This is a genomic window from Bacillus sp. DB-2 (assembly GCF_003315125.1).
Classification (GTDB): domain Bacteria; phylum Bacillota; class Bacilli; order Bacillales; family Bacillaceae_G; genus Bacillus_A; species Bacillus_A mycoides.
The window spans coordinates 321440-343163 of record NZ_QNRN01000002.1 but is presented as its reverse complement, the minus strand read 5'-3'; the positions used below and the strand labels follow the sequence as shown (position 1 = coordinate 343163).

At 35.0% G+C, this 21724-nt stretch carries 22 protein-coding genes and 1 pseudogene; 16 read left to right on the top strand and 7 right to left on the bottom strand.

Going from position 1 to position 21724, the window contains the following annotated elements:
• The first annotated feature begins 6 nt into the window (after positions 1–6).
• From DET63_RS04720 to DET63_RS04690, 6 genes are all read left to right on the top strand, one after another.
• On the top strand, positions 7–1467 hold the full coding sequence (locus DET63_RS04720) for a CoA-acylating methylmalonate-semialdehyde dehydrogenase (protein WP_113936011.1): 1461 nt from the start codon (positions 7–9) through the stop codon (positions 1465–1467).
• Between the two features lie 30 nt (positions 1468–1497).
• Positions 1498–2862 (top strand): aspartate aminotransferase family protein, encoded by a 1365-nt coding sequence (locus tag DET63_RS04715; RefSeq protein ID WP_181777891.1) that lies wholly within the window; start codon positions 1498–1500, stop codon positions 2860–2862.
• Between the two features lie 253 nt (positions 2863–3115).
• Positions 3116–4735, top strand: coding sequence for an amidohydrolase (locus DET63_RS04705; RefSeq protein ID WP_113936009.1), 1620 nt, complete (start codon positions 3116–3118; stop codon positions 4733–4735).
• A gap of 357 nt (positions 4736–5092) precedes the next feature.
• Positions 5093–6292 carry a multidrug effflux MFS transporter gene (locus tag DET63_RS04700; RefSeq protein ID WP_113936008.1) on the top strand — a complete coding sequence of 400 codons (1200 nt, stop codon included), beginning with the start codon at positions 5093–5095 and terminating at the stop codon, positions 6290–6292.
• Positions 6293–6429: 137 nt separating this feature from the next.
• A complete protein-coding gene (locus tag DET63_RS04695) occupies positions 6430–6978 on the top strand; it encodes a hypothetical protein (RefSeq protein WP_002137571.1) in 549 nt (182 codons plus the stop codon).
• Between the two features lie 536 nt (positions 6979–7514).
• Complete coding sequence (locus tag DET63_RS04690) at positions 7515–8906, top strand: amino acid permease (protein ID WP_002137569.1); 1392 nt, start codon at positions 7515–7517, stop codon at positions 8904–8906.
• A 49-nt stretch (positions 8907–8955) separates the two neighbouring features.
• Here DET63_RS04690 and DET63_RS04685 read toward each other — a convergent pair whose 3' ends face one another.
• A complete protein-coding gene (locus DET63_RS04685) occupies positions 8956–9975 on the bottom strand; it encodes a zinc-binding alcohol dehydrogenase family protein (RefSeq protein ID WP_113936007.1) in 1020 nt (339 codons plus the stop codon).
• A 166-nt stretch (positions 9976–10141) separates the two neighbouring features.
• Here DET63_RS04685 and DET63_RS04680 point away from each other — a divergent pair, with 166 nt between their 5' ends.
• Positions 10142–10339 carry a hypothetical protein gene (locus tag DET63_RS04680; RefSeq protein WP_113936006.1) on the top strand — a complete coding sequence of 66 codons (198 nt, stop codon included), beginning with the start codon at positions 10142–10144 and terminating at the stop codon, positions 10337–10339.
• Positions 10340–10485: 146 nt separating this feature from the next.
• On the top strand, positions 10486–11238 hold the full coding sequence (gene aiiA / locus DET63_RS04675) for a quorum-quenching N-acyl homoserine lactonase AiiA (protein WP_113936005.1): 753 nt from the start codon (positions 10486–10488) through the stop codon (positions 11236–11238).
• Positions 11239–11278: 40 nt separating this feature from the next.
• On the opposite strand, the gene DET63_RS04670 is transcribed toward aiiA, so the two are convergent.
• From DET63_RS04670 to DET63_RS04660, 3 genes are all read right to left on the bottom strand, one after another.
• Positions 11279–11758: a hypothetical protein gene (locus DET63_RS04670; protein ID WP_002033404.1), complete on the bottom strand. Its 480-nt coding sequence runs from the start codon at positions 11756–11758 to the stop codon at positions 11279–11281.
• Between the two features lie 104 nt (positions 11759–11862).
• Positions 11863–12327 (bottom strand): DMT family transporter, encoded by a 465-nt coding sequence (locus DET63_RS04665; protein ID WP_113936004.1) that lies wholly within the window; start codon positions 12325–12327, stop codon positions 11863–11865.
• A 13-nt stretch (positions 12328–12340) separates the two neighbouring features.
• Complete coding sequence (locus DET63_RS04660; RefSeq protein WP_061689262.1) at positions 12341–12763, bottom strand: DMT family transporter; 423 nt, start codon at positions 12761–12763, stop codon at positions 12341–12343.
• A gap of 134 nt (positions 12764–12897) precedes the next feature.
• Here DET63_RS04660 and yeiL point away from each other — a divergent pair, with 134 nt between their 5' ends.
• From yeiL to DET63_RS04640, 4 genes are all read left to right on the top strand, one after another.
• Positions 12898–13590, top strand: a complete 693-nt coding sequence (yeiL, locus tag DET63_RS04655) for a transcriptional regulator YeiL (RefSeq protein WP_113936003.1) — start codon at positions 12898–12900, stop codon at positions 13588–13590.
• A gap of 21 nt (positions 13591–13611) precedes the next feature.
• Positions 13612–14343, top strand: a complete 732-nt coding sequence (locus tag DET63_RS04650; protein ID WP_113936002.1) for a metallophosphoesterase family protein — start codon at positions 13612–13614, stop codon at positions 14341–14343.
• A 137-nt stretch (positions 14344–14480) separates the two neighbouring features.
• A complete protein-coding gene (locus DET63_RS04645) occupies positions 14481–15515 on the top strand; it encodes a flavin-containing monooxygenase (protein WP_113936001.1) in 1035 nt (344 codons plus the stop codon).
• Between the two features lie 296 nt (positions 15516–15811).
• Positions 15812–16060: a hypothetical protein gene (locus tag DET63_RS04640; protein ID WP_002087603.1), complete on the top strand. Its 249-nt coding sequence runs from the start codon at positions 15812–15814 to the stop codon at positions 16058–16060.
• A gap of 48 nt (positions 16061–16108) precedes the next feature.
• On the opposite strand, the gene DET63_RS04635 is transcribed toward DET63_RS04640, so the two are convergent.
• Both DET63_RS04635 and DET63_RS04630 read right to left on the bottom strand, forming a co-directional pair.
• Complete coding sequence (locus tag DET63_RS04635; protein ID WP_113936000.1) at positions 16109–17146, bottom strand: serine hydrolase domain-containing protein; 1038 nt, start codon at positions 17144–17146, stop codon at positions 16109–16111.
• A 109-nt stretch (positions 17147–17255) separates the two neighbouring features.
• Positions 17256–17449: pseudogene (locus DET63_RS04630) on the bottom strand (hypothetical protein).
• A 281-nt stretch (positions 17450–17730) separates the two neighbouring features.
• On the opposite strand from DET63_RS04630, the gene DET63_RS04625 reads away from it, so the two are divergent.
• Positions 17731–18012, top strand: a complete 282-nt coding sequence (locus tag DET63_RS04625) for a hypothetical protein (RefSeq protein ID WP_113935998.1) — start codon at positions 17731–17733, stop codon at positions 18010–18012.
• 28 nt (positions 18013–18040) lie between these two features.
• Here DET63_RS04625 and DET63_RS04620 read toward each other — a convergent pair whose 3' ends face one another.
• The gene (locus DET63_RS04620) at positions 18041–18331 is read right to left on the bottom strand and encodes a DUF3784 domain-containing protein (RefSeq protein ID WP_113935997.1); all 291 of its coding nucleotides are present in this window, start codon (positions 18329–18331) and stop codon (positions 18041–18043) included.
• 124 nt (positions 18332–18455) lie between these two features.
• Between DET63_RS04620 and DET63_RS04615 the strand changes: the two genes are divergently transcribed.
• The 3 genes from DET63_RS04615 to hcp all read left to right on the top strand — a co-directional run bounded on the left by DET63_RS04615 (position 18456) and on the right by hcp (position 21632).
• A complete protein-coding gene (locus DET63_RS04615) occupies positions 18456–18737 on the top strand; it encodes a MazG nucleotide pyrophosphohydrolase domain-containing protein (protein ID WP_113935996.1) in 282 nt (93 codons plus the stop codon).
• 143 nt (positions 18738–18880) lie between these two features.
• Positions 18881–19654, top strand: coding sequence for a BcII family subclass B1 metallo-beta-lactamase (gene bla2 / locus DET63_RS04610; protein WP_002137546.1), 774 nt, complete (start codon positions 18881–18883; stop codon positions 19652–19654).
• Positions 19655–20345: 691 nt separating this feature from the next.
• Positions 20346–21632 carry a hydroxylamine reductase gene (gene hcp, locus DET63_RS04605; protein WP_113935995.1) on the top strand — a complete coding sequence of 429 codons (1287 nt, stop codon included), beginning with the start codon at positions 20346–20348 and terminating at the stop codon, positions 21630–21632.
• Positions 21633–21724: the final 92 nt, after the last annotated feature.

Below are 21724 nucleotides of genomic sequence, written 5' to 3'. Positions count from 1 at the left end.
TTCACCATGGTAGTAATGAAAAATGTACAAACGTTGAAAAATTATATTGGCGGACAATGGATAGAATCCACAAGTAAGCAAGTTGAAGAGGTACCAAATCCAGCAACAGGAGAGATTATTGCTCGTGTGCCTCTTTCGACTAAAGAAGATTTAGATAGAGCTGTAGCAACTGCGAAAGAAGCATTCAAAACATGGAGAAAGGTCGCTGTGCCTCGGCGTGCTCGGATTCTATTTCGCTATCAACAGCTATTGATTGAAAACTGGGAAGAGTTAGCTAAACTCGTAACCTTGGAAAACGGAAAAAGTTATAAGGAAGCATACGGTGAAGTGCAGCGGGGGATTGAATGTGTTGAATTTGCCGCAGGCGCACCCACTTTAATGATGGGAGAGCAACTTCCCGATATTGCTACTGGTGTTGAATCAGGGATGTATCGTTATCCGATCGGAGTAATCGCAGGAATAACGCCATTTAACTTTCCGATGATGGTGCCATGCTGGATGTTTCCACTCGCGATTGCATGCGGGAATACATTTGTATTAAAACCATCTGAAAGAACACCGCTATTGGCTAATCGCATAGCTGAACTGTTTAAAGAAGCAGGTCTTCCAGATGGATTACTAAATATTGTGCATGGTGCACATGATGTCGTTAACGGCATTCTTGACAATGAGGATGTGAAAGCTGTATCTTTCGTTGGCTCTCAACCTGTGGCTGAGTATATATATAAAACAGCAGCAGCTAACGGTAAACGTGTACAAGCTCTTGCAGGGGCAAAAAATCATTCAATCGTATTAAAAGATGCGGACCTTAGTTCTACAGTGAAAGAAATTACAAGTGCTGCCTTCGGTTCAGCTGGTGAACGATGCATGGCAGCGGCTGTTGTTGTCGTGGAAGAAGACGTTGCAGATGAGCTCGTTAATAGACTGCTTCAAGAGGCTAATGCAATTACGATTGGTAATGGTCTGGAAGAAGGTGTTTTCCTTGGTCCCGTTATTCGTGAAGTACATAAAGAGCGTACACTCGGATACATTCAATCCGGTGTAGAGCAGGGAGCGACACTTATTCGTGACGGACGTGAAGACGATGTAGCAAACAGCCAAGGTTATTTTGTTGGCCCAACGATTTTTGACAATGTGACACAGGAAATGAAAATCTGGCAAGATGAAATTTTCGCACCGGTTCTTTCTATTGTACGCGTAAAAGACTTGATGGAAGCGATTCATGTTGCTAATGCATCGCCATTCGCAAATGGTGCATGTCTGTACACAAATAGCGCGAAAGCTATTCGTGAATTCCGTGAAGAAATTGATGCAGGTATGCTTGGGGTCAATCTTGGAGTTCCTGCTCCAATGGCATTCTTCCCGTTCTCAGGTTATAAGAAATCTTTCTATGGTGATCTCCATGCAAATGGAAAAGATGGCGTAGAATTCTATACTCGCAAGAAAATGCTTACGGCTCGTTATTGAAAGCGTGATGTAAAACCATAAAAAGATAGAATGGAGCTGGTGATTGTGCAAGCGACGGAGCAAACACAAAGTTTGAAAAAAACAGATGAAAAGTACCTTTGGCATGCGATGAGAGGAGCAGCCCCTAGTCCAACGAATTTAATTATCACAAAAGCAGAAGGGGCATGGGTGACGGATATTGATGGAAACCGTTATTTAGACGGTATGTCCGGTCTTTGGTGCGTGAATGTTGGGTATGGTCGAAAAGAGCTTGCAAGAGCGGCGTTTGAGCAGCTTGAAGAAATGCCGTATTTCCCTCTGACTCAAAGTCATGTTCCTGCTATTAAATTAGCAGAAAAATTGAATGAATGGCTTGATGATGAATACGTCATTTTCTTTTCTAACAGTGGATCGGAAGCGAATGAAACAGCATTTAAAATTGCTCGTCAATATCATGAGCAAAAAGGTGATCATGGACGCTATAAGTTTATTTCCCGCTACCGCGCTTATCACGGTAACTCAATGGGAGCTCTTGCAGCAACAGGTCAAGCACAGCGAAAGTATAAATATGAACCACTCGGGCAAGGATTCCTGCATGTAGCACCGCCTGATACGTATCGAAATCCAGAGGATGTTCATACACTGGCAAGTGCTGAGGAAATCGATCGTGTCATGACATGGGAGTTAAGCCAAACAGTAGCCGGTGTGATTATGGAGCCAATTATTACCGGGGGCGGAATTTTAATGCCTCCTGATGGATATATGGGAAAAGTAAAAGAAATTTGCGAGAAGCACGGTGCGTTGCTCATTTGTGATGAAGTTATATGTGGATTTGGCCGGACAGGGAAGCCATTTGGATTTATGAATTATGGCGTCAAACCAGATATCATTACAATGGCAAAAGGTATTACAAGTGCGTATCTTCCTTTGTCAGCAACAGCAGTTAGACGAGAGGTTTATGAGGCATTCGTAGGTAGTGATGATTATGATCGCTTCCGCCATGTAAATACGTTCGGAGGAAATCCTGCTGCTTGCGCTTTAGCTTTGAAGAATTTAGAAATTATGGAGAATGAGAAACTCATTGAACGTTCCAAAGAATTGGGTGAACGACTGTTATATGAGCTAGAGGATGTAAAAGAGCATCCAAACGTAGGGGATGTTCGCGGAAAGGGCCTTCTTTTAGGCATTGAACTAGTGGAAGATAAGCAAACAAAAGAACCGGCTTCCATTGAAAAGATGAACAAAGTCATCAATGCTTGTAAAGAAAAAGGTCTAATTATTGGTAAAAATGGTGACACTGTTGCAGGTTACAATAATATTTTGCAGCTTGCTCCTCCATTAAGCATCACAGAGGAAGACTTTACTTTTATCGTTAAAACAATGAAAGAATGTTTATCCCGCATTAACGGGCAGTAAAACTCCCACCTCAAAATGCGGCTGGAGCAAAGAAGTTAGGTGGGAGATCAACTGCCCGTAAAAGCCCGATTGGTGAGGGCTAATAATCAGTGGGGGATGAACAAAAACCCCCCACTGATTAAAGTTTCACTTTAGCTCAACTTTAATTAATTATTGATAAATCTTGTTGAAAAGCGGATGAGCCTATTAGGAGATGTAACTTTAAATACTGAATGAATTACTCGAAAAGAGTAATTCCGAAAGGGTTGAGTTTATGAAAGCTGATGTTGTATTGATAAATGGAGAAGTTATTACAGTAGACCAAAAGAATACAGTAGTCGAAGCTGTAGCAATAAAAGATAATCATATCGTAGTTGTTGGCTCAAATCAGGAGGTTAAGAGTTTTATAGGAGAAAATACGGATGTAATTGACCTGCAAGGGAAAACTCTTCTTCCTGGATTCATTGATTCGCATCTTCACATCATTTCTCATGGACTAAATCAGTTGGCGGTCAGTTGTAAAGCTGAACATATTGATTCTATAGATGCTTTATTAGATGATCTGAAAAAGAAGGCCTTAGAAACGCCAAAAGGTGAATGGATACGTGCTTGGGGCTTTAATGAAACCGCTGTGAAGGAAAAGCGTTATCCAACAATTACTGAGTTGGATGAAATTTCAGTTGAACACCCTATTATTATAACTCGTACTTGTCACCACATAAGCGTGGTGAACAGTAAAGCATTAGAAATTGCGCAAATTAACGAGAACACACCGGATACGAATGGGGGAGTTATTGAAAAGAATCAGGCAGGAAGGCTTACAGGAAAGTTAATTGAAGCAGCAAATATGAGTATGAGCGAGGTTGCAAGTTATACAGAAAGTGAAATGATGAAGGCTGTGAAAATTGCATCAGATCATTTCGTTGCAGCTGGCATAACAAGTATACATGACGCAGGTGGAGATGGACCGGAGAGTTTTCGTTTACTACAACGAGCTGTGAAGAGTAGGGATATTCGTGTCCGAATATATGCAATGATATGTCAAATAAATAACTCTCATGAATTTGTTAATAAAATGGTCGAAGCTGGTGTGGTAACTGGTACCGGAGATGAAAGATTCAAAATCGGACCAGCTAAATTGTTTACAGATGGAAGTAGCACGGGGCCTACAATTGCAACCCGTAAGTCATATTCAAGTGCCCCTAACAATTACGGCATTCTTTATTATAGCGAGGAAGAAATCTATAAGGTTTTAGGTGAAGCGCATAAAAAAGGCTATCAAATCACTGTACATGCACAAGGTGATAAAGCTATTGAAATGTATTTGAATTGTGTAGAAAGGGCGCTAGAGGAATCACCAAGAAAAAATCACCGTCATCGAATCGAGCATGCGGGAATTTCTTCACCAGATTTACAAGAGAGAATGAAAAAACTCGAGATGATTCCTATTCCAAATCCTCCATTTCCATATGAATTCGGAGAGATATATGTAGAGCACTATGGTGATCGTGTTAATCACATGTATGCTGCTCGTGATTTTATTGATCGTGGCATCATTGCAGCAGGTAGTTCGGATGCACCAGTTACTGACTATAATCCTTTATTAGGAATTCATGTTGCTGTCAATAGAAAAACTAAGTCTGGAATAGAGGTTGGTGCTAATCAATCTATAAGCGTAATGGAAGCTATTAAACTATACACATGGAATGGTGCTTATGCGAGTTTTGAAGAAGAGATAAAAGGAAGCATAGAGGTCGGAAAACTGGCGGATTTAGTTATATTAAATGACAGTATTTTAAGTGTCAATCCAAACCAAATTAAAGACTTAAAAGTAGAAACAACAATTATTGATGGTGAAATTATCTATCAAAAAGAACAATCAGTGAAAATGTAGCAATAAAAAAACGCCCATTCAATTGTGAGAATGATTTTAACAATTGAAGGGGCGTTTCAGTTGTTTAGTTGCGCTTTTTAAATCGTATTAATTTTCCAAGAGAATTGAAAGGATATTCGTCTACTAACAAATATTCAGATTATGAACACTAGAAAACGAACACAACCTATCATATAATTGAAAGACTATATTTTAAAATCAATGTTAATATTACCCTCCTATAAGTATTAACATGCGTAATTGAGGTGTTTTCTTTGTTGTTTTATGATCGAATTTCTATAATGACCCCTCCTGTTCCATAGCTAAGGAAAGTCTATTCATTTCTGAGATTTTCAAAGTTATAGGAGGGTATTAAAAGTGAAAAAAGTCTCAGTACCATCACTTTGGTTAATGATTATTCTTGTGGCATTTCCGCAAATTAGTGAAACGATTTACACACCGTCTTTACCGGATATTTCAAAGGCGTTGCACGTAAGTAATAATGAGGTACAGTTAACACTTAGTGTTTATTTTGCTGGATTTGCTTTAGGTGTATTTTTTATTGGATGGTTATCAGATATAATTGGTCGTCGCCCAGCAATGTTATTTGGAATTGTAGTATATGGCGCTGGAAGTTTCTTATGCTATATTGCAAATTCTATTGAATTTTTATTGTTTAGTCGTTTTATTCAAGCATTTGGAGCAAGTGCTGGTTCAGTTGTGACACAAACGATTCTTCGTGAAAGTGTAGAGGGGCATAAACGTCATGTTATGTTTGCTCAAATTTCGGCAGTCATTGCTTTTACACCAGCGATAGGTCCACTAATTGGGGGCTTTCTTGATCAAATGTTTGGATTTAAAATAGTATTTTTAAGTTTAGTTGTTATGAGTGTTGGGATTTTGTTATATACGTTTGTTTCGCTTCCGGAAACAAAAACGGAATCAGTAACGGATAAAATAAATGTGTTTTCTGTATTAAAACGGTTGATTACAAATCCGAAAGTAGTAACATATGGGTTATTAATTGGAGGAGCGAATGGTGTTTTATTTAGCTACTATGCAGAAGCGCCGTTTATCTTTATTGAATACTTTCAGTTATCGCCTAGTATGTACGGATTTCTAGGAATTGTTGTCGCTTCCGCTTCTATTATTGGAGCGAAAGTTTCAAAGCGGTTACTTGCTACTTATAAACCAGAGAAAATTATATATATCGGTTGTCTTGTAATGGCAGGGGGAGCTATCCTCTTAACTGTTATTACTTCATTTGGATCAAATCCAAACATAATATATATGATTGGATTTTTAGTAGCGATGTTTATATTGCTATTAGGAATTGGGGTAGCATTGCCTAACTGTTTAAGTTTAGCATTAGTAGATTTTCAAGATGTCATTGGTACAGCTGGAGCATTGTTTAGCTTAGGCTACTATGTAATTGTAACGATGACAATTTGGGGAATGAGTCAGCTTCATACGGGCTCGTTAATGGTGATGCCACTTTATTTTCTTGTTATTGTAGTTATAATGATGGTGTTTACTAAGGTGTTTATTTTTGGTAAGAAAACTTCAAAATCGATTTAAATATGAAATCGTAAAAGAGTCTCATTTTTTAATGAGACTCTTTTATATTTTATGAACATAACTATAGGTATGAATATGTAATTAATATTAAAATATAACAAAGTTGTATAGTTATAGTTATTGGGGAGGGTGAAACTATGTTAATGAACCTAGTATGCGCTCTACTAATCATTTCCGGACTTATTATAGTTGTGAGAAAAAATTTCATTTTAAATCATTATCTTTGTAATTTAATGGCATTCTTTTGTGCTTATATGACATCATCTACCTACGTATTAGAGCAACTTTCATTAACAAAAACAATGTTTATACTATGTTTGTTGTTTATAACTTTTGTTCTTGTATACTCACATTTCGATATTAGAGGGCTAACTTTTAACGATTATACAGTATTTAATCTACCTTCTAGACGAGTGAATATATTAGTGAAAGAAGGGCTTACTGAAGCGGACATAGAATTTACTTTGAATAAAAATAATATATATTTATCAGGATCTCCTGTGAAAATCCGAATATTACATAGACCGTTACATACAACTAATATTTTATTTAGGAAATGTCCAGAGAATATGAGGACAGAAATTAAAGGTATTATTGAGAAAAAGATAAAAGCTGAAGAAAAGAGTTTTCCGCTTTCAGGTGTAGTGTTGATTGTATTAAGTATAGTTATATTTTTCTTAAAATAGGAGATGGGAAAGAGAAAATTTATATGTAAGCATTGGGTAAACAAGAGAGGGAGAAGTTAGTAATATTATAGTTTTGCTGATATATTAAATTCCCTGCATGATGTGTTAATCAAACATGCGGGGAATTACATTACGAACTATAAAGATTGAAGTACATGAGGTATGAAACCGAGGCCGATATTTTCTCCTCGGTTATTTATATTGTAATAATATTCACACTAGAATCATATTGAATAGATGTATTTTATTGTTAATTTAGTTAAAAATTAATCAAACTAATATATAATGATTTACCGAAAAAATAATTGAACTTTTCAGATAAATGAATTAATATGAAGTGAGCAATTTTAAGTTTTATAGAAAATAGGAAGATGAGGGGTTTTGGGAATTTTATAAGAGGCAAAATGAGATTTTAGGATAGCTTTAAAGTTAGTCTAAAATGACGTTTGTTTCATCATTTTCAGGGCCAGACAGGAATTAGGGTACACCATCTTACTTTAAATGCGGCTATGAATCATCTAAGAGGGGGAAATGAAGTGGCAAACAAAGAATTGAAAAGGGGCTTAGAAGCACGTCATATTCAAATGATCGCTTTAGGCGGAACAATTGGTGTTGGTTTGTTTATGGGGTCAGCCAGCACGATTAAATGGACGGGTCCGTCAGTAATGCTTGCATATGCAATCGCAGGTGTTTTCATCTTCTTCATTATGCGTGCCATGGGAGAAATGTTGTATATGGAGCCAAGCACAGGTTCATTTGCGACATTTGGTCACAAATATATTCATCCGTTAGCTGGTTATATGACAGCGTGGAGTAACTGGTTCCAGTGGGTTATTGTTGGGATGTCAGAGATTATCGCAGTTGGAGCGTATATGAAATATTGGTTCCCGGATTTACCGGCTTGGATACCTGGTATTATCGCGATGGTTATTCTTGGTGCGGCCAACTTAATTTCTGTTAAGTCATTTGGTGAATTTGAATTTTGGTTTGCGATGATTAAAATCGTTACGATTTTATTAATGATTATTGCGGGATTTGGACTTATTTTCTTTGGAATTGGTAACGGCGGAGAAGCGATTGGCATATCTAATCTTTGGGCAAACGGCGGTTTCTTTACAGGTGGTTTTTCAGGATTCTTCTTTGCATTATCACTTGTGGTTGGAGCGTATCAAGGTGTGGAATTAATCGGGATTACTGCTGGTGAAGCGAAAGATCCGAAGAAGACACTTACTAGAGCAATTCAAAGTACAATTTGGCGTATTTTAATTTTCTATATTGGTGCTATTTTCGTTATTGTAACTGTTTATCCTTGGGATCAATTAAGTTCAATTGGTAGTCCGTTCGTAGCGACTTTTGCGAAAGTTGGTATTACGGCAGCTGCGGGACTTATTAACTTCGTTGTTATTACAGCCGCAATGTCTGGTTGTAATAGTGGTATTTATAGTGCTGGACGTATGCTTTATACACTAGGTGTAAATGGACAAGCACCGAAATACTTTACGAAGATCTCTAATAACGGTGTACCTTTATTCGGTACAGTTGGTGTAATTATCGGTTTAGCGGTTGGTGTTGTTTTAAGTTATATTGCACCGAAAAACTTATTCGTATATGTATATAGTGCGAGTGTACTTCCTGGTATGGTGCCATGGTTTGTCATTTTAATTAGTCAAATTCGTTTTAGAAAAGAAAAGGGAGCAGAGATGAAAGATCATCCATTCAAAATGCCATTTGCTCCTGTTACAAACTATTTAACGATAGCCTTTTTAATTATGGTATTAATCGGAATGTGGTTTAACGACGATACACGTATTTCACTAATTGTAGGTATTGTTTTCTTAGCTATCGTAACAATTAGTTTCTATGCTTTCGGAATAGGGAAGCGAGCTCCGTTAGACGTTCAAAATGATCAAGAGATTTCAAGTAAATAAAGGTAATAAAAAAGTCCGATTTCTTATTTAGAAATCGGACTTTTTATTATTAAAATTTCTCTAATACAATCTTCCCAATTGTACGTCCACTCTCAAGCAATGCATGTGCCTTTTTAAGATTTTCTGCATTAATTGGTGTTAACGTATCATTTAAAGTAGTTTGAAGAATACCTTCATCTAATAGCTCGCTTACTTTATTTAATAGTTCGTGCTGCGTACTCATATCACCAGTTTCATACATCGCTTTTGTAAACATAAACTCCCAAACGAATGTGGCACTTTTATTTTTTAAAATCCCCATCTCAAGAGGGTGCTCATTTTCTACGATAGAGCAAATTTTCCCTTGTGGTTTAATGATGTCACCCATCGCATGCCAATGCTGATCAGTATTGTTTAAGCAGAAGATATAATCTACATCTTTTAGCCCAAATTCTAATATTTGATCTTTTAAAGGTTGGTGATGATTAACTATATAATCGGCACCGAATTTTTCCACCCAGTGTATAGTTTCGTTGCGGGATGCGGTTGCGATTACGTTTAGTCCAGCCCATTTAGCTAACTGAATAGCAATCGAGCCAACACCACCAGCTCCGCCGATAATTAAAATGTTTTTAAATGAATTTTCATCTTTCTTATTATAATCAATCCCTAAACGTTCAAACAAACCTTCCCATGCGGTAATGGCTGTTAAAGGAAGTGCTGCAGATTCAGCATCACTTAACGTTTTTGGTTTTTTACCAACAATTCTTTCATCAACTAAATGGTATTCACTGTATGTACCTTGCCTTGTAATGCTTCCAGCGTAAAACACTTCATCGCCTTCTTTAAATAACGTACAACCTTCGCCAGTTTGCATAACAACACCACTAGCATCCCAGCCAAGTATTTTCGCTACTTCTTCTTTTTTATCTTTCGGAGAGCGGACTTTTGTATCAACTGGATTAACGGAAATAGCGTTAATTTTAACAAGTATATCCCTTCCTGTGGCAACAGGTCTTTCAACTTCAATATCAATTAAACTGTTTTCTTCTTCAATAGGTAAGTATTCATGTAAACCAATTGCTTTCATTTGTATTCCCTCCATTAAAGTAAGAGTCTTTTTCTCTTTTATTATAGATGCAGAAAGGTTGTTATGTAAAAAAGTACACTCATTTTTATACTGTTATTGGATTAGTTTTAAAATTCCGACAAATAATATACAATTAGTATAGAAAATAATGCGAGGTGAATGACTAATGACAGCGAAACTAAGAAAAAGTGATTATGTAATCGTAATGGCAATTATTATAATGTATTCGTTAATTGGTCACGTATTAAATTTAGATATCTTAAAAGTGATGGCTATTCAACAAAATGGATTTAGTATTAGTTTTGTAGGTATTGCTATATGTTATATCATAGCTAGGTTATTGTTTTTTGCTATTCGGAAATGAAAAAATGATAAGTAATGCTGTAATGAAGAAATTGTGAACAACCTAAAAATAATAGTTGAAACAATGGAAGAAGAGAAGGAGTTTATTTCTCATAAGCGAAATATAGTATTGTTTTATCCTAAATTATTTGTAAAGGTGGATACATAATGACAGTAAAAAAGCTTTATTTCGTCCCAGCAGGTCGTTGTATGTTGGATCATTCGTCTGTTAACAGTACATTAACACCAGGAAAATTATTAGACTTACCGGTTTGGTGTTATCTTTTGGAGACTGAAGAAGGACCTATTTTAGTAGATACAGGTATGCCAGAAAGTGCGATTAATAATGAAGGCCTTTTTAACGGTACATTTGTTGAAGGGCAGATTTTACCGAAAATGACTGAAGAAGATAGAATCGTGAATATTTTAAAACGCGTTGGTTATGAGCCGGAAGACCTTCTGTATATTATTAGTTCCCACTTGCATTTTGATCATGCAGGAGGAAATGGTGCTTTTACAAATACACCGATTATTGTGCAGCGTACTGAATATGAGGCGGCACAACATAGTGAAGAATATATGAAAGAATGTATCTTGCCAAATTTAAACTACAAAATCATTGAAGGGGATTATGAAGTCGTACCAGGAGTTCAATTATTGTATACACCAGGACATACTCCGGGGCATCAGTCACTATTCATTGAGACAGAGAACTCTGGCCCAGTGTTATTAACGATAGATGCATCGTATAGAAAAGAAAATTTTGAAGATGAAGTGCCGTTCGCTGGATTTGATTCGGAATTAGCTTTATCTTCAATTAAACGTTTAAAAGAAGTTGTTAGGAAAGAGAACCCAATTGTTTTCTTTGGACATGATATAGAGCAGGAAAAGAGTTGTAAAGTGTTCCCTGAATATATATAAATAGAAAAGTCATGGGCCAAGTAGCTCATGACTTTTTCTATTAAATAACCTTTTTAAATAAGTTATATACTTTTTTTGAATTACCTTCATTTAATTGATAATAAGTAAGGTCTACGTCATCAGGAGTGTTTTGATGGGCAATCATAACTTCACTACTGTTGTTATCTACTATCCAAATTAAATATTGTTTATAAGTTCCATCTTGGAAAGTAATCCACATGTTACAATCTACTAAATCAGAACCTTCTTCATCTAGCGTTAAATCGCCTTTTTTTGCTGTATCCATACTGTTAATGAATGTTTTTAATTCATCTGTTTTTGTAAGGAAGATAGATTTTTTTGTCTTAAGCGACTCTACATGTATATCTTTTATTTCCTGTTTTCCTAAAAAAACAGGAGGTGCATTTGGGTCTCTTTGAGTTGAAATAATAGTAGCTTTCTTCTTTGGTTTACTTGCTGTATAGAGATCTTGAATAGATTTTCCAGAGTTTAAAAACCATACGGTTCCAAAAATGATCAATGCGCTACCTAGCAGTAAAATGATTTTCTTAATAGAATATTCTCCTCTCTATTACTTCATGTGAAGAGCTTTTCTACTAATATATGATAGGTAAGCGTAAAGTATTATAGTTGAACGTGATTATGCTTCACGGTTTTTATAGGGCGATCAATGAGTAAATTGTAAGTGAGCCCTATTAATACGAGAATTCCACCGATAATTTTTCCGGTTGATAGTTCGTGTGACAGGAAGAAATCGATGATAGTCCCCGTAAACAATTGTCCGATAAAGATGAGTAACGTTAAATAAAATGCTGATATTTTAGGAGTAATATAGTTTGATAATGAGATGACGATAACGCCTACTAATCCGCCTAAGTATACAGCGATAGGTATGGATTGTAACGTATGACTAGAAATATACAACGAATCTGAACTGAAAATTAAAAATAACATGGAGAAAAATAATCCAGTAATATAATTGAAAAATGTGCCTTCCCAATTTCCAATTTCCTTTGCTAAATTCGCGTTAATAATTCTAGCAACAACGATAGAAACACCAGCTAAAATAGCGATACAAATATATAACATTTTCTTACCTCCATTAGTAAATTGTCATGACTATAATTCCAGAAGAGATGAATACTAATCCAATTAATTTTTTCTTATCAAACTTCGAAACTTTCATTCCTAATAAACCGAAATGATCAATAACTATGGAAGCGATGGATTGGCCAAGTAAGCTTAATGCAATCGTAATAGAGGCACCAAGAGCAGAGAAACTTATATTATTAAAAAGAACAGTGAATACTCCAATTGCCCCAGCGCTATATAAAAAAAGTGGAATACCTTTATCAAAATGGAGTTTATTTTTGTTAAGGATTAAAACGAAAATAACTGCTATTAAACCGACAAGATGAATGACAACGCTTGCTGTATACTTGCCAATTAACTCAGATAATATCCCATTCAATGGGAGCATAATGGCAATAAGCACACCAATAAAGACAGAAAGAAAGTTATACAATGTAATATCCCCTTTTTATATTTCATATTTGTAATGACTGTATCATGCTGAAATTGTGTATTACTATGACATATGTCATAGTGAAAGAAGAAAATTTTGTTTACAATTGAGATGAGTTGTAAAGGTGGGGGACTATGAAGAAAGTATGTAATCCTAATAAATTAGCAGAGTATATGAAACAAAATAATATTGATTCATTTTTTAGTAGTGATATGAAACCATATATGGAACTTATATTTTTTAAAAAGAATGAGTTCATTTGCAGAGAAAACGAAGAGATAGATTATTTATATTTCTTTGTTGAAGGAAAAGCGAAAGCGTTTAACACATTAAGTAACGGGAAATCGGTATTATTATGTTTTTATGATAGTTTGCAGTTACTAGGAGATGTGGAGTTAATTCATTCTCAAAAGACTGCTTCAAACGTACAAGTGATGGCAGATTCGTATTGTGTTGGGCTACCTTTAGGGAAAGTGAGAAATCAATTATTTCATGATGCGAAATTTTTAAGATGTATTTGCGGTTCTTTAGCCCATAAATTAAATCGACTTTCAAAAAATAGTACAATTAATTTACTGTATCCACTTGAAAATCGACTTGCGAGTTACATGTTAGCAGCAGGGGAACGGGCGGTTCAGCACGGAAATAGAATTGTGTTTAGTGGGAATTTAACGGAAATAGCTGAATTGTTAGGGACGAGTTATCGGCATTTATTACGTACATTAAATGTTTTTTGTGATAAAGAAATTATAAAGAAAAGCAATGGTTGTTTTGAAGTGATGAATGTAGATGTTTTGCGGGAATTGGCGGCGGATGTTTATAAATAATATATTAAAGTGGGGATTTAGATGAAAATAGCTATAATTTCAGATGTTCATGGGAACAGTCACGCATTAAAAGCAGTATTAAAAGATATTGAACGTCGCAAGGCCGAAATGATAATCAATTTAGGAGATAGTGTGTATGGGCCGTTAGATCCTTTAGGGACAATTGAAATATTAATGAATAACGAGATGATACATATTAAGGGTAATTGTGATCGCATGCTTTGGGAACCTATACAAGAGCAGTCTGCTACACTAACTTTTGTCCAAAATCAATTAACAAAAAATCATATAGATTGGTTAAAACAACATCCTTCCCAATTTATTGTAGACGATATTTTATTTTGTCATGGTACGCCAACTTCAGATGAGGTGTATTTATTAGAAGAGATGGACGAGAATGGTGCAGTATTAAAGAGTGAAAAAAATATAATGGATCAACTCCAAAATATAGAACAAAAAATAATAGTATGTGGTCATACGCATATTCCTAGAGTTGTTTATTTAGCGAACGGAAAAATCATTATAAATCCAGGGAGTGTAGGACTTCCTGCATACAAAGATGAATTACCCGTTTTGCATAAAATGGAGTCAGGAACTCCGCACGCAAAATATGTAGTGATAGAAAAAAATTTGGGAGAATGGATAATTGAACAAATTTCAGTTCCTTATAATTGGGAAGAAGCAGCTGGGTTAGCTGTTCAACAGGAAAGGCATGACTGGGCACAAGCGCTAAAGACTGGAAAGGTAGAATGAAGAGGAGTTTTACTTTATAGTAAACTCCTCTTTTTATTTTATGTAGATGTTGAATTATATAAAAATAAAATGTTATGGTTATGGAAACATATGAATGTGTGAACATGTATTCATATATAAGAGGAGGAGGGATTAGAGTGAAAGACCTAATTATTATTGGAGTTGGTCAAGCTGGATTAACCATGGGATATTACTTGAAGCAAGAAGGGTATAATTTTTTATTACTTGAGGCAGGGAACCGAATTGGTGATTCATGGAGAAACCGATATGATTCTTTACAACTCTTTACACCGAGGGCATATAGTAGTTTACCAGGTATGATATTAAAGGGAGAAGGAAATGGATTTCCATGTAAAGATGAAATGGCAACGTATTTAGAAGAATATGCAAGGCACTTTAAATTACCGGTCCAATTGCAAACCGAAGTTTTAAAAATAAAGAAAGAAAAAGATATATTCGAATTACATACTCCTACAGAAACTTTACAATCAAAAAAGGTTGTTATCGCAACAGGTGGTTTTCAGCAACCATTCATCCCCACATTTTCACAATATCTTTCATCGCATTTTTTTCAAATACATTCATCACAATATAAATCACCATTACAAATTCCAAAGGGAAAAGTACTTGTAGTAGGTGGTGGGAATTCAGGCATGCAAATAGCAGTAGAACTTGCAAAAACTCATGAAGTTACAATGGCTATAAGTCATCCGTTAACCTTTTTACCGTTATATCTTTTTAGAAAAAGCATTTTTAATTGGTTAGAAAAAATGGGTTTATTGTATGCTGAAATACATACAAAGAGAGGAAGGTGGTTTCAGAAGCGAAAGGATCCCATTTTTGGTTTTGAAGGTAAGGAACTTATTCGTAGTGGAGCAATAAAACTACAGGGAAAAGTGGTAAGTGTATCAGGAAATAATATTATGTTTCAGAATGGTGGCACGTATAGTGCACAAAGTATTATATGGTCAACTGGTTTTGTTCAAGATTATAAATGGATTGAAATAGAAAAGGCAGTGAATATGAATGGATTTCCTAATCATACAATGGGAATGAGTCCAGTAAGAGGATTGTATTATATTGGACTGCCGTGGCAATCTCAAAGGGGTTCTGCGCTTATTTGTGGTGTAGGAAAGGATGCGGTGTATTTGCTTTCTGAAATCAAAAAATAGATCAGTAGCAACAGCTACTGATCATCCATATGTACATGAATTAGGAGAGGTCAAACATTTCAAACGTTTATTAGCTTTAGTATAATAGATTTTCACGAAATAAAAAACTGAAAATTATAATTTTTTATTGAGAAAGTTTTTTGTATCGAAATATATAAAAAAACGGGGATTTCTATTGAAAGAAAATATGATATTTAAATTTTAGTAAATTATGATATAGTCTATATAAGATTCTTTTCCTTAAATTAGGTTTTTTGTATAGTAATTACATTCGCAGTTGGAAAGGGGAAAAAATTGTGAAGTTTGATGATCAACGTCTACTAGGAATACGATTAGGTTCTGTACTCATAACAGAAGAAAATCAATATTTAGTAATTAAGAAGAAAGATCATTATGCACTATTAAACATACATAATTTAGAATGCACACATGTCGAAGTGCAGTTAGAACATATTGAAGAACTGCTGCATGAGGATTTCCAAGAAAGTATAACGGAAATTATCGCACCAGAACATATTAAAATTGTGGTGAAAAATGTTATATAAAGAAAGAAGCTGGGAGGATCAGCTTCTTTCTTTGTTTTACTTCGTTAATTATGAGGATAACATTTTTAAAATCTCACCAATAATTCCATCCTTTTGATGAACACCTAAATCCGAGTTCGTCATAATAACAGCGCCATTACCTCGGTATGGATTACATACCATCATACATTGAAATCCAACACCCCAGCCAAGTGAATGAATTTGTAAGTCTTCATTAGAATACTCTAGAAAAAGACCTAACCCAGTCCATTTGGTGAATCCTTGAGGAGAAATCATATCTTGTACTGTTTTTTGAGAAAGTTCCAGTTTGCTATTTCCTTGTAAGGAATGAATGAGTCCGAGTACTAAAGTTGATAAGTCAGTTGGTGTTGTCCAAACGCCTGAAGCTGCTGCGAATGGATAAAATGGATACTTCTCATTTGTTACAGTTCCATCTTTATTATGCCCGCAAGCAAAAGCATCGGTTTTATCTATGTCTTCGGGAGAGAAGAGTGTACTATTTTTCATTTGTAGTGGCTGAAAAATAAATTCTTCAAGTAAAAGGTTAAACGATTTTCCAGTAATATCTTCAAGTAGTTGTTCGATAATACAAAAATTTGCGTCAGAGTAGTGGAATTGGCTTTCTGGTGCATAAGTTACTTCTATAGGTACTGGGCAATATAATGTTTTACCAGCAAGGAGCTCATCCATTTTAGGTAGTCCTTGTGCAAGTGTATAATGTTCAAAACCATTGGGAGGATCAATGATTCCAGATTGGTGACTTAATAAGTTTCGCAGCGTGACTTTTTTCTGTGAAGTAAATAGATTGGTAGGGATGTTCCAAGATGTGAGTCTATCATTTACGTCTTCATCTAAATGTACGATTCCTTGATCTGATAACGTTAGTACAAGCATTGAAGTGATGAATTTGCTAATAGAACAAGAATTGAATATGGAATTCGTAGTGACAGTTCTAGTTGTTCCAGATTCAAGTGTTCCGAAAGCAGTAGCTTCATCAAGTTTACCGTCACGTATAACGGCAAAGCTTAACCCTGCAACAGAATATTGGTTCATTTTCTCATAGATATTGTTACTTTTTAAGTTCATAGTGACTCCTTTCTTTTAAAAACAGAATATTAATTTTATTATACATGAGTAAATAGAGAGAAAAGGAAACACTTCATCTTTTATCGATGAAGTGTTTTCTTAGTTTAAGTTAATTCGAAGTAAATGCTTTAAAAATTTATCTCTGTACATGTACATAAGCCATGAGGCTGTTATAAAGGAAATAAAGATTTGTTTGTTTTTAATTGGTGCACTGAAAACAAGCCAGCCAACTATATCAAATAACAAATGTAGTGCAATTGAAAGAACTACAAATTGTAGTAACGTCTTAAAAAATCTTTTCATAAAGTGTCCCCCTAAAATAAAAGGTTTTATCCCGCATTAACGGGCAGTAAAACTCCCACCTCAAAATTCGACTGGGGCAAAGAAGTTAGGTGGGAGTCGGGCTGCCCGTAAACGCCCGATTGGTGAAGACTAATAATCAGTGGGGGACGAACAAAACCCCCACTGATTAAAGTTTCATTTTATCAATAATGTTGTATATTACTATTATACATTAAATGTTTCCTGTGGTAAAATTTACATAAATTACTTAAATAAAACAATGCTAGTGAGGAGGAACAGTCTTGGAATTTTGGATTGTCATACCGATAGCGGCCTTTGGATTTATGTATCTCGCTGAAAAATTAAATAAAATCGAAAAGAAAACAGATACGCGTTTAAAGAGGATGGAAGATAGATTACAATTAATTTCGAAAGAAATGGGAATTGTAGATAGAGAACCTGAAATTAATAAAGAATTACGCCAGCTTGTAGAAGAAGGAAAAACAGTTACAGCAGTTAAGAGAGTAAGAGAGGCTTTTGGATTTTCATTGTTAGAAGCAAAGCAATATGTCGATAAATTATGAAAAAGATCATCCATTTGGATGATCTTTTTTACTGAACCATACGTGTATTTACATATGCGGCTATTATGACGTGTCCAATTACAATGATAGGAATAACGATTTTGACATTAGGAGTAATGAAGACACTACCAATTGTGGCGATAACACCAGCGCTTAAATTATAAAGGCCAATAATTTTTGATAACTTCACTTTATCTGGTACACGGCGTTCATTGAATCCTGATAAGAGCCAAGTGTATTGTTTTACTCCGATGAAATAAGCTAATGCAAATGAAATGATTGCTAGTATGAATAATGATGGGGAAGCGAAGAGAGTCATTGAAAACACCTCCGTTAATAGGCTATAAATAAATTATAGTATGAATGTTATAATTTAACAAAATACAATTTTGATTTTAAGTGTGATAGAACAATGGAGTATTTGTGATGAGGGGAGATTAAGTATGAATATTGCGGAATTCCAGAGGTATGTATCAAATTTCAGTAAAGAAAAAGGATTTCAAGATACAACAATTGAAGAGCGTACGATGTATGCGATGGCGGAATTAGGTGAATTAGCGGAAGTTATATTAAGGCGTGATAAAATACAAGATTTGAAAAGAGAGATTGGTTTAGAAATGTTTGATGTAATTTGGAATGTATGTGATTTAGCAAACAAGTTAGAAATTGATTTAGAGAAGGCATTCGAAGAAAAAATGATGATTAATAAAAAACGTGAATGGTAAAAGGAAAGTTAAAAAGCGCACAAAATTTTGTGCGCTTTTTATTAATGGTATGAAAAATATGTAAAAAAAGATGGAACAAACATTTGAGATGAACTGTCTAATATAGGTAATAATTATTTAGTTTGAAAGAAAGGGTGGAGAAAATGAAAAAGAATACATTATTAAAATTAGGGGTATGTGTTAGTTTGCTAGGAACAACTCAATTTGTTAGTACAATTTCTTCTGTGAAAGCGGAACAAAAGCTAGAGCAAAAAGTAATAAAGAATGAGACAGGAACTATTTCAATTTCTCAGTTAAATAAAAATGTATGGGTTCATACTGAGCTAGGTTATTTTAATGGAGTAGCAGTTCCTTCGAGTGGTCTAGTTCTTACTACTTCTAATGGGTTAGTACTTGTCGATTCTTCTTGGGATGATAAGTTAACGAAGGAACTAATAGAGATGGTAGAAAAGAAATTTAAGAAGCGCGTAACGGATGTTATTATTACACATGCGCATGCTGATCGAATTGGCGGAATTAAAACGTTGAAAGAAAGAGGCATTAAAGCGCATAGTACAGCATTAACTGCGGAACTAGCAAAGAAAAATGGATATGAAGAGCCACTTGGAGACTTACAAACAATTACGAATATGAAGTTTGGAAATATAAAAGTAGAAACGTTCTATCCAGGGAAAGGGCATACAGAAGATAATATTGTCGTATGGTTACCGCAATACAACATTTTAGCTGGAGGCTGTTTAGTGAAATCTGCGGAAGCTAAAGATTTAGGGAATGTTGCTGATGCATATGTAAATGAATGGTCCACATCGATTGAGAATGTATTGAACCGATATGGAAATATGAACTTAGTAGTGCCTGGTCATGGAGAAGTAGGGGACAGAGGATTACTTTTACATACATTGGATTTGTTGAAATAAGAAACTGTGGGAATATAAAAGCGAGGAGAAATAATTTTCTCCTCGCTTTCTTCTAACTATATTTAAATGCGAAGCTATAAATTATGCCTGCATAAGTTACTGAGATTTTAATTCCAAGTATACAAATACCAGTACCGTCATAATTGCTATAACAACATAAGTAACATCAAGCATTATAAGTGTCTTTAAAGTTTCAGTCATCCTAATTCACCCCTGTTATAAAAATATAACATGACCTCTTATCAATTAAATAAGAGATCATAAAGATAACAATGTACATGAAATTTCTTAAGTAGTTTCTATATAAATATATCATATAAATAATGTAAAAAATGTTAAGATGGTGTAAATGTATTGTAAATAAAGAGGTTTCCTATAAAATCTTTAATCAAAAAATTGATAGTTCTTCAAAATGAAAAAACGCTATTCTTTCTGTTGAATGATAGAAAGAATAGTGTTTTTGTATGCTTATTAGTTGCTAATAGTTCTCTAAATCAATTATCTAGCTATTTGAAGGCATCAACAAAGGTGTCCATTTTTCTGTATGTTTTTTAGTGTCAGTAAAAATATTATGTCAACAATATGAACTGTCACAAATTTATATATATTATTGTGATTGATATCACATCCTTTTTTCCTAATGGGTATTATGCTTGATTTGTAATGAATGATTGGGAGAGGGTGGGATGATATGTTTTGTTATCAATGTGAACAAACGCCAACAGGCGGATGTAAAGTGATGGGTGTTTGTGGTAAGAATGAAACAATTGCAAGTTTACAAGATACGATTGTGTTTGGATTAAAAGGAATAGCGGCTTATCGTACACATGCTGCGCAGCTAGGGTATACAGATGCATTTGTAGATGCTACAACTCAAGAAGCGCTATATATGACATTAACAAATTCTAACTTTAATGAACAAGAACATATTGATATGGCTATGAAAGTAGGGAAATCGGCTTTACGAGTAATGGAGTTATTAGATGAGGCACATACGAATCACTTTGGTGTTCCGGAGCCTGTTCAAATTACGCAGAACCATGTAGAAGGTAAGGCAATTGTAGTTACTGGTCATAATTTATTTGCATTAGAAGAGTTATTAAAGCAAACAGAAGGAAAAGAAATTAACATTTATACGCATTCTGAAATGCTACCAGCACACGGATATCCACAACTGAAAAAATATAAACATTTAAAAGGAAACATTGGTAAGGCATGGTACGATCAACGACGACTTTTCGAAAAATTCACTGGTGCTATATTAGCTACAACGAACTGTGTTATGCCAATTAAAGGATCATACTCTGATCGATTCTTTTCATATGATATTGCAGGCTTAGAGGGCGTACAAAAAATTGAAAATGACGATTTTACACCAGTGATTCAAAAAGCGCTAGAACTTCCAGAAGTACATATGGAGTCGGATGAACAGTTAGTAACAGGGTTTCATCATAATACAGTATTATCATTAGCTCCAGAAATTATTGAGGCAGTAAAGGAAGGGAAAATTAAGCGTTTCTTTGTTATCGCAGGTTGTGATGCACCAGGAAAAGGCGGGGAATACTATCGTGAATTAGCAACGTCACTTCCGCCAGAAACGATTATTTTAACAACTTCTTGTGGGAAATTCCGTTTTAATGATGTAAATTATGGTGTTGTACCTGATACGGAGATTCCGCGTTACATTGACTTAGGACAATGTAATAATTCAATTTCTACAGTGAAAATAGCGGCCGCTTTAGCTGATGCTTTTCAATGTGAAGTGAATGAATTGCCAGTGAGTATTGTTCTATCATGGTTTGAACAAAAAGCGGTTGCTATTTTACTTGGGCTATTTAGTCTTGGAATTCAAGATATTCGCATTGGTCCAAAGGCGCCTGAATTTATTTCACCTGGCGTGCTTGATGTATTACAAGAGACATTCGGTTTAAAACTAATTACAACCGCAGCAGAAGATATGAATATGATGTTATCGTAACAAAAAGGATGTCCTATATGTAGAGTTGACTTTATCCCGCTATTTGCGGGCAGTAAAACTCCCACCTCAAAATTCAGCTGGAGCAAAGAAGT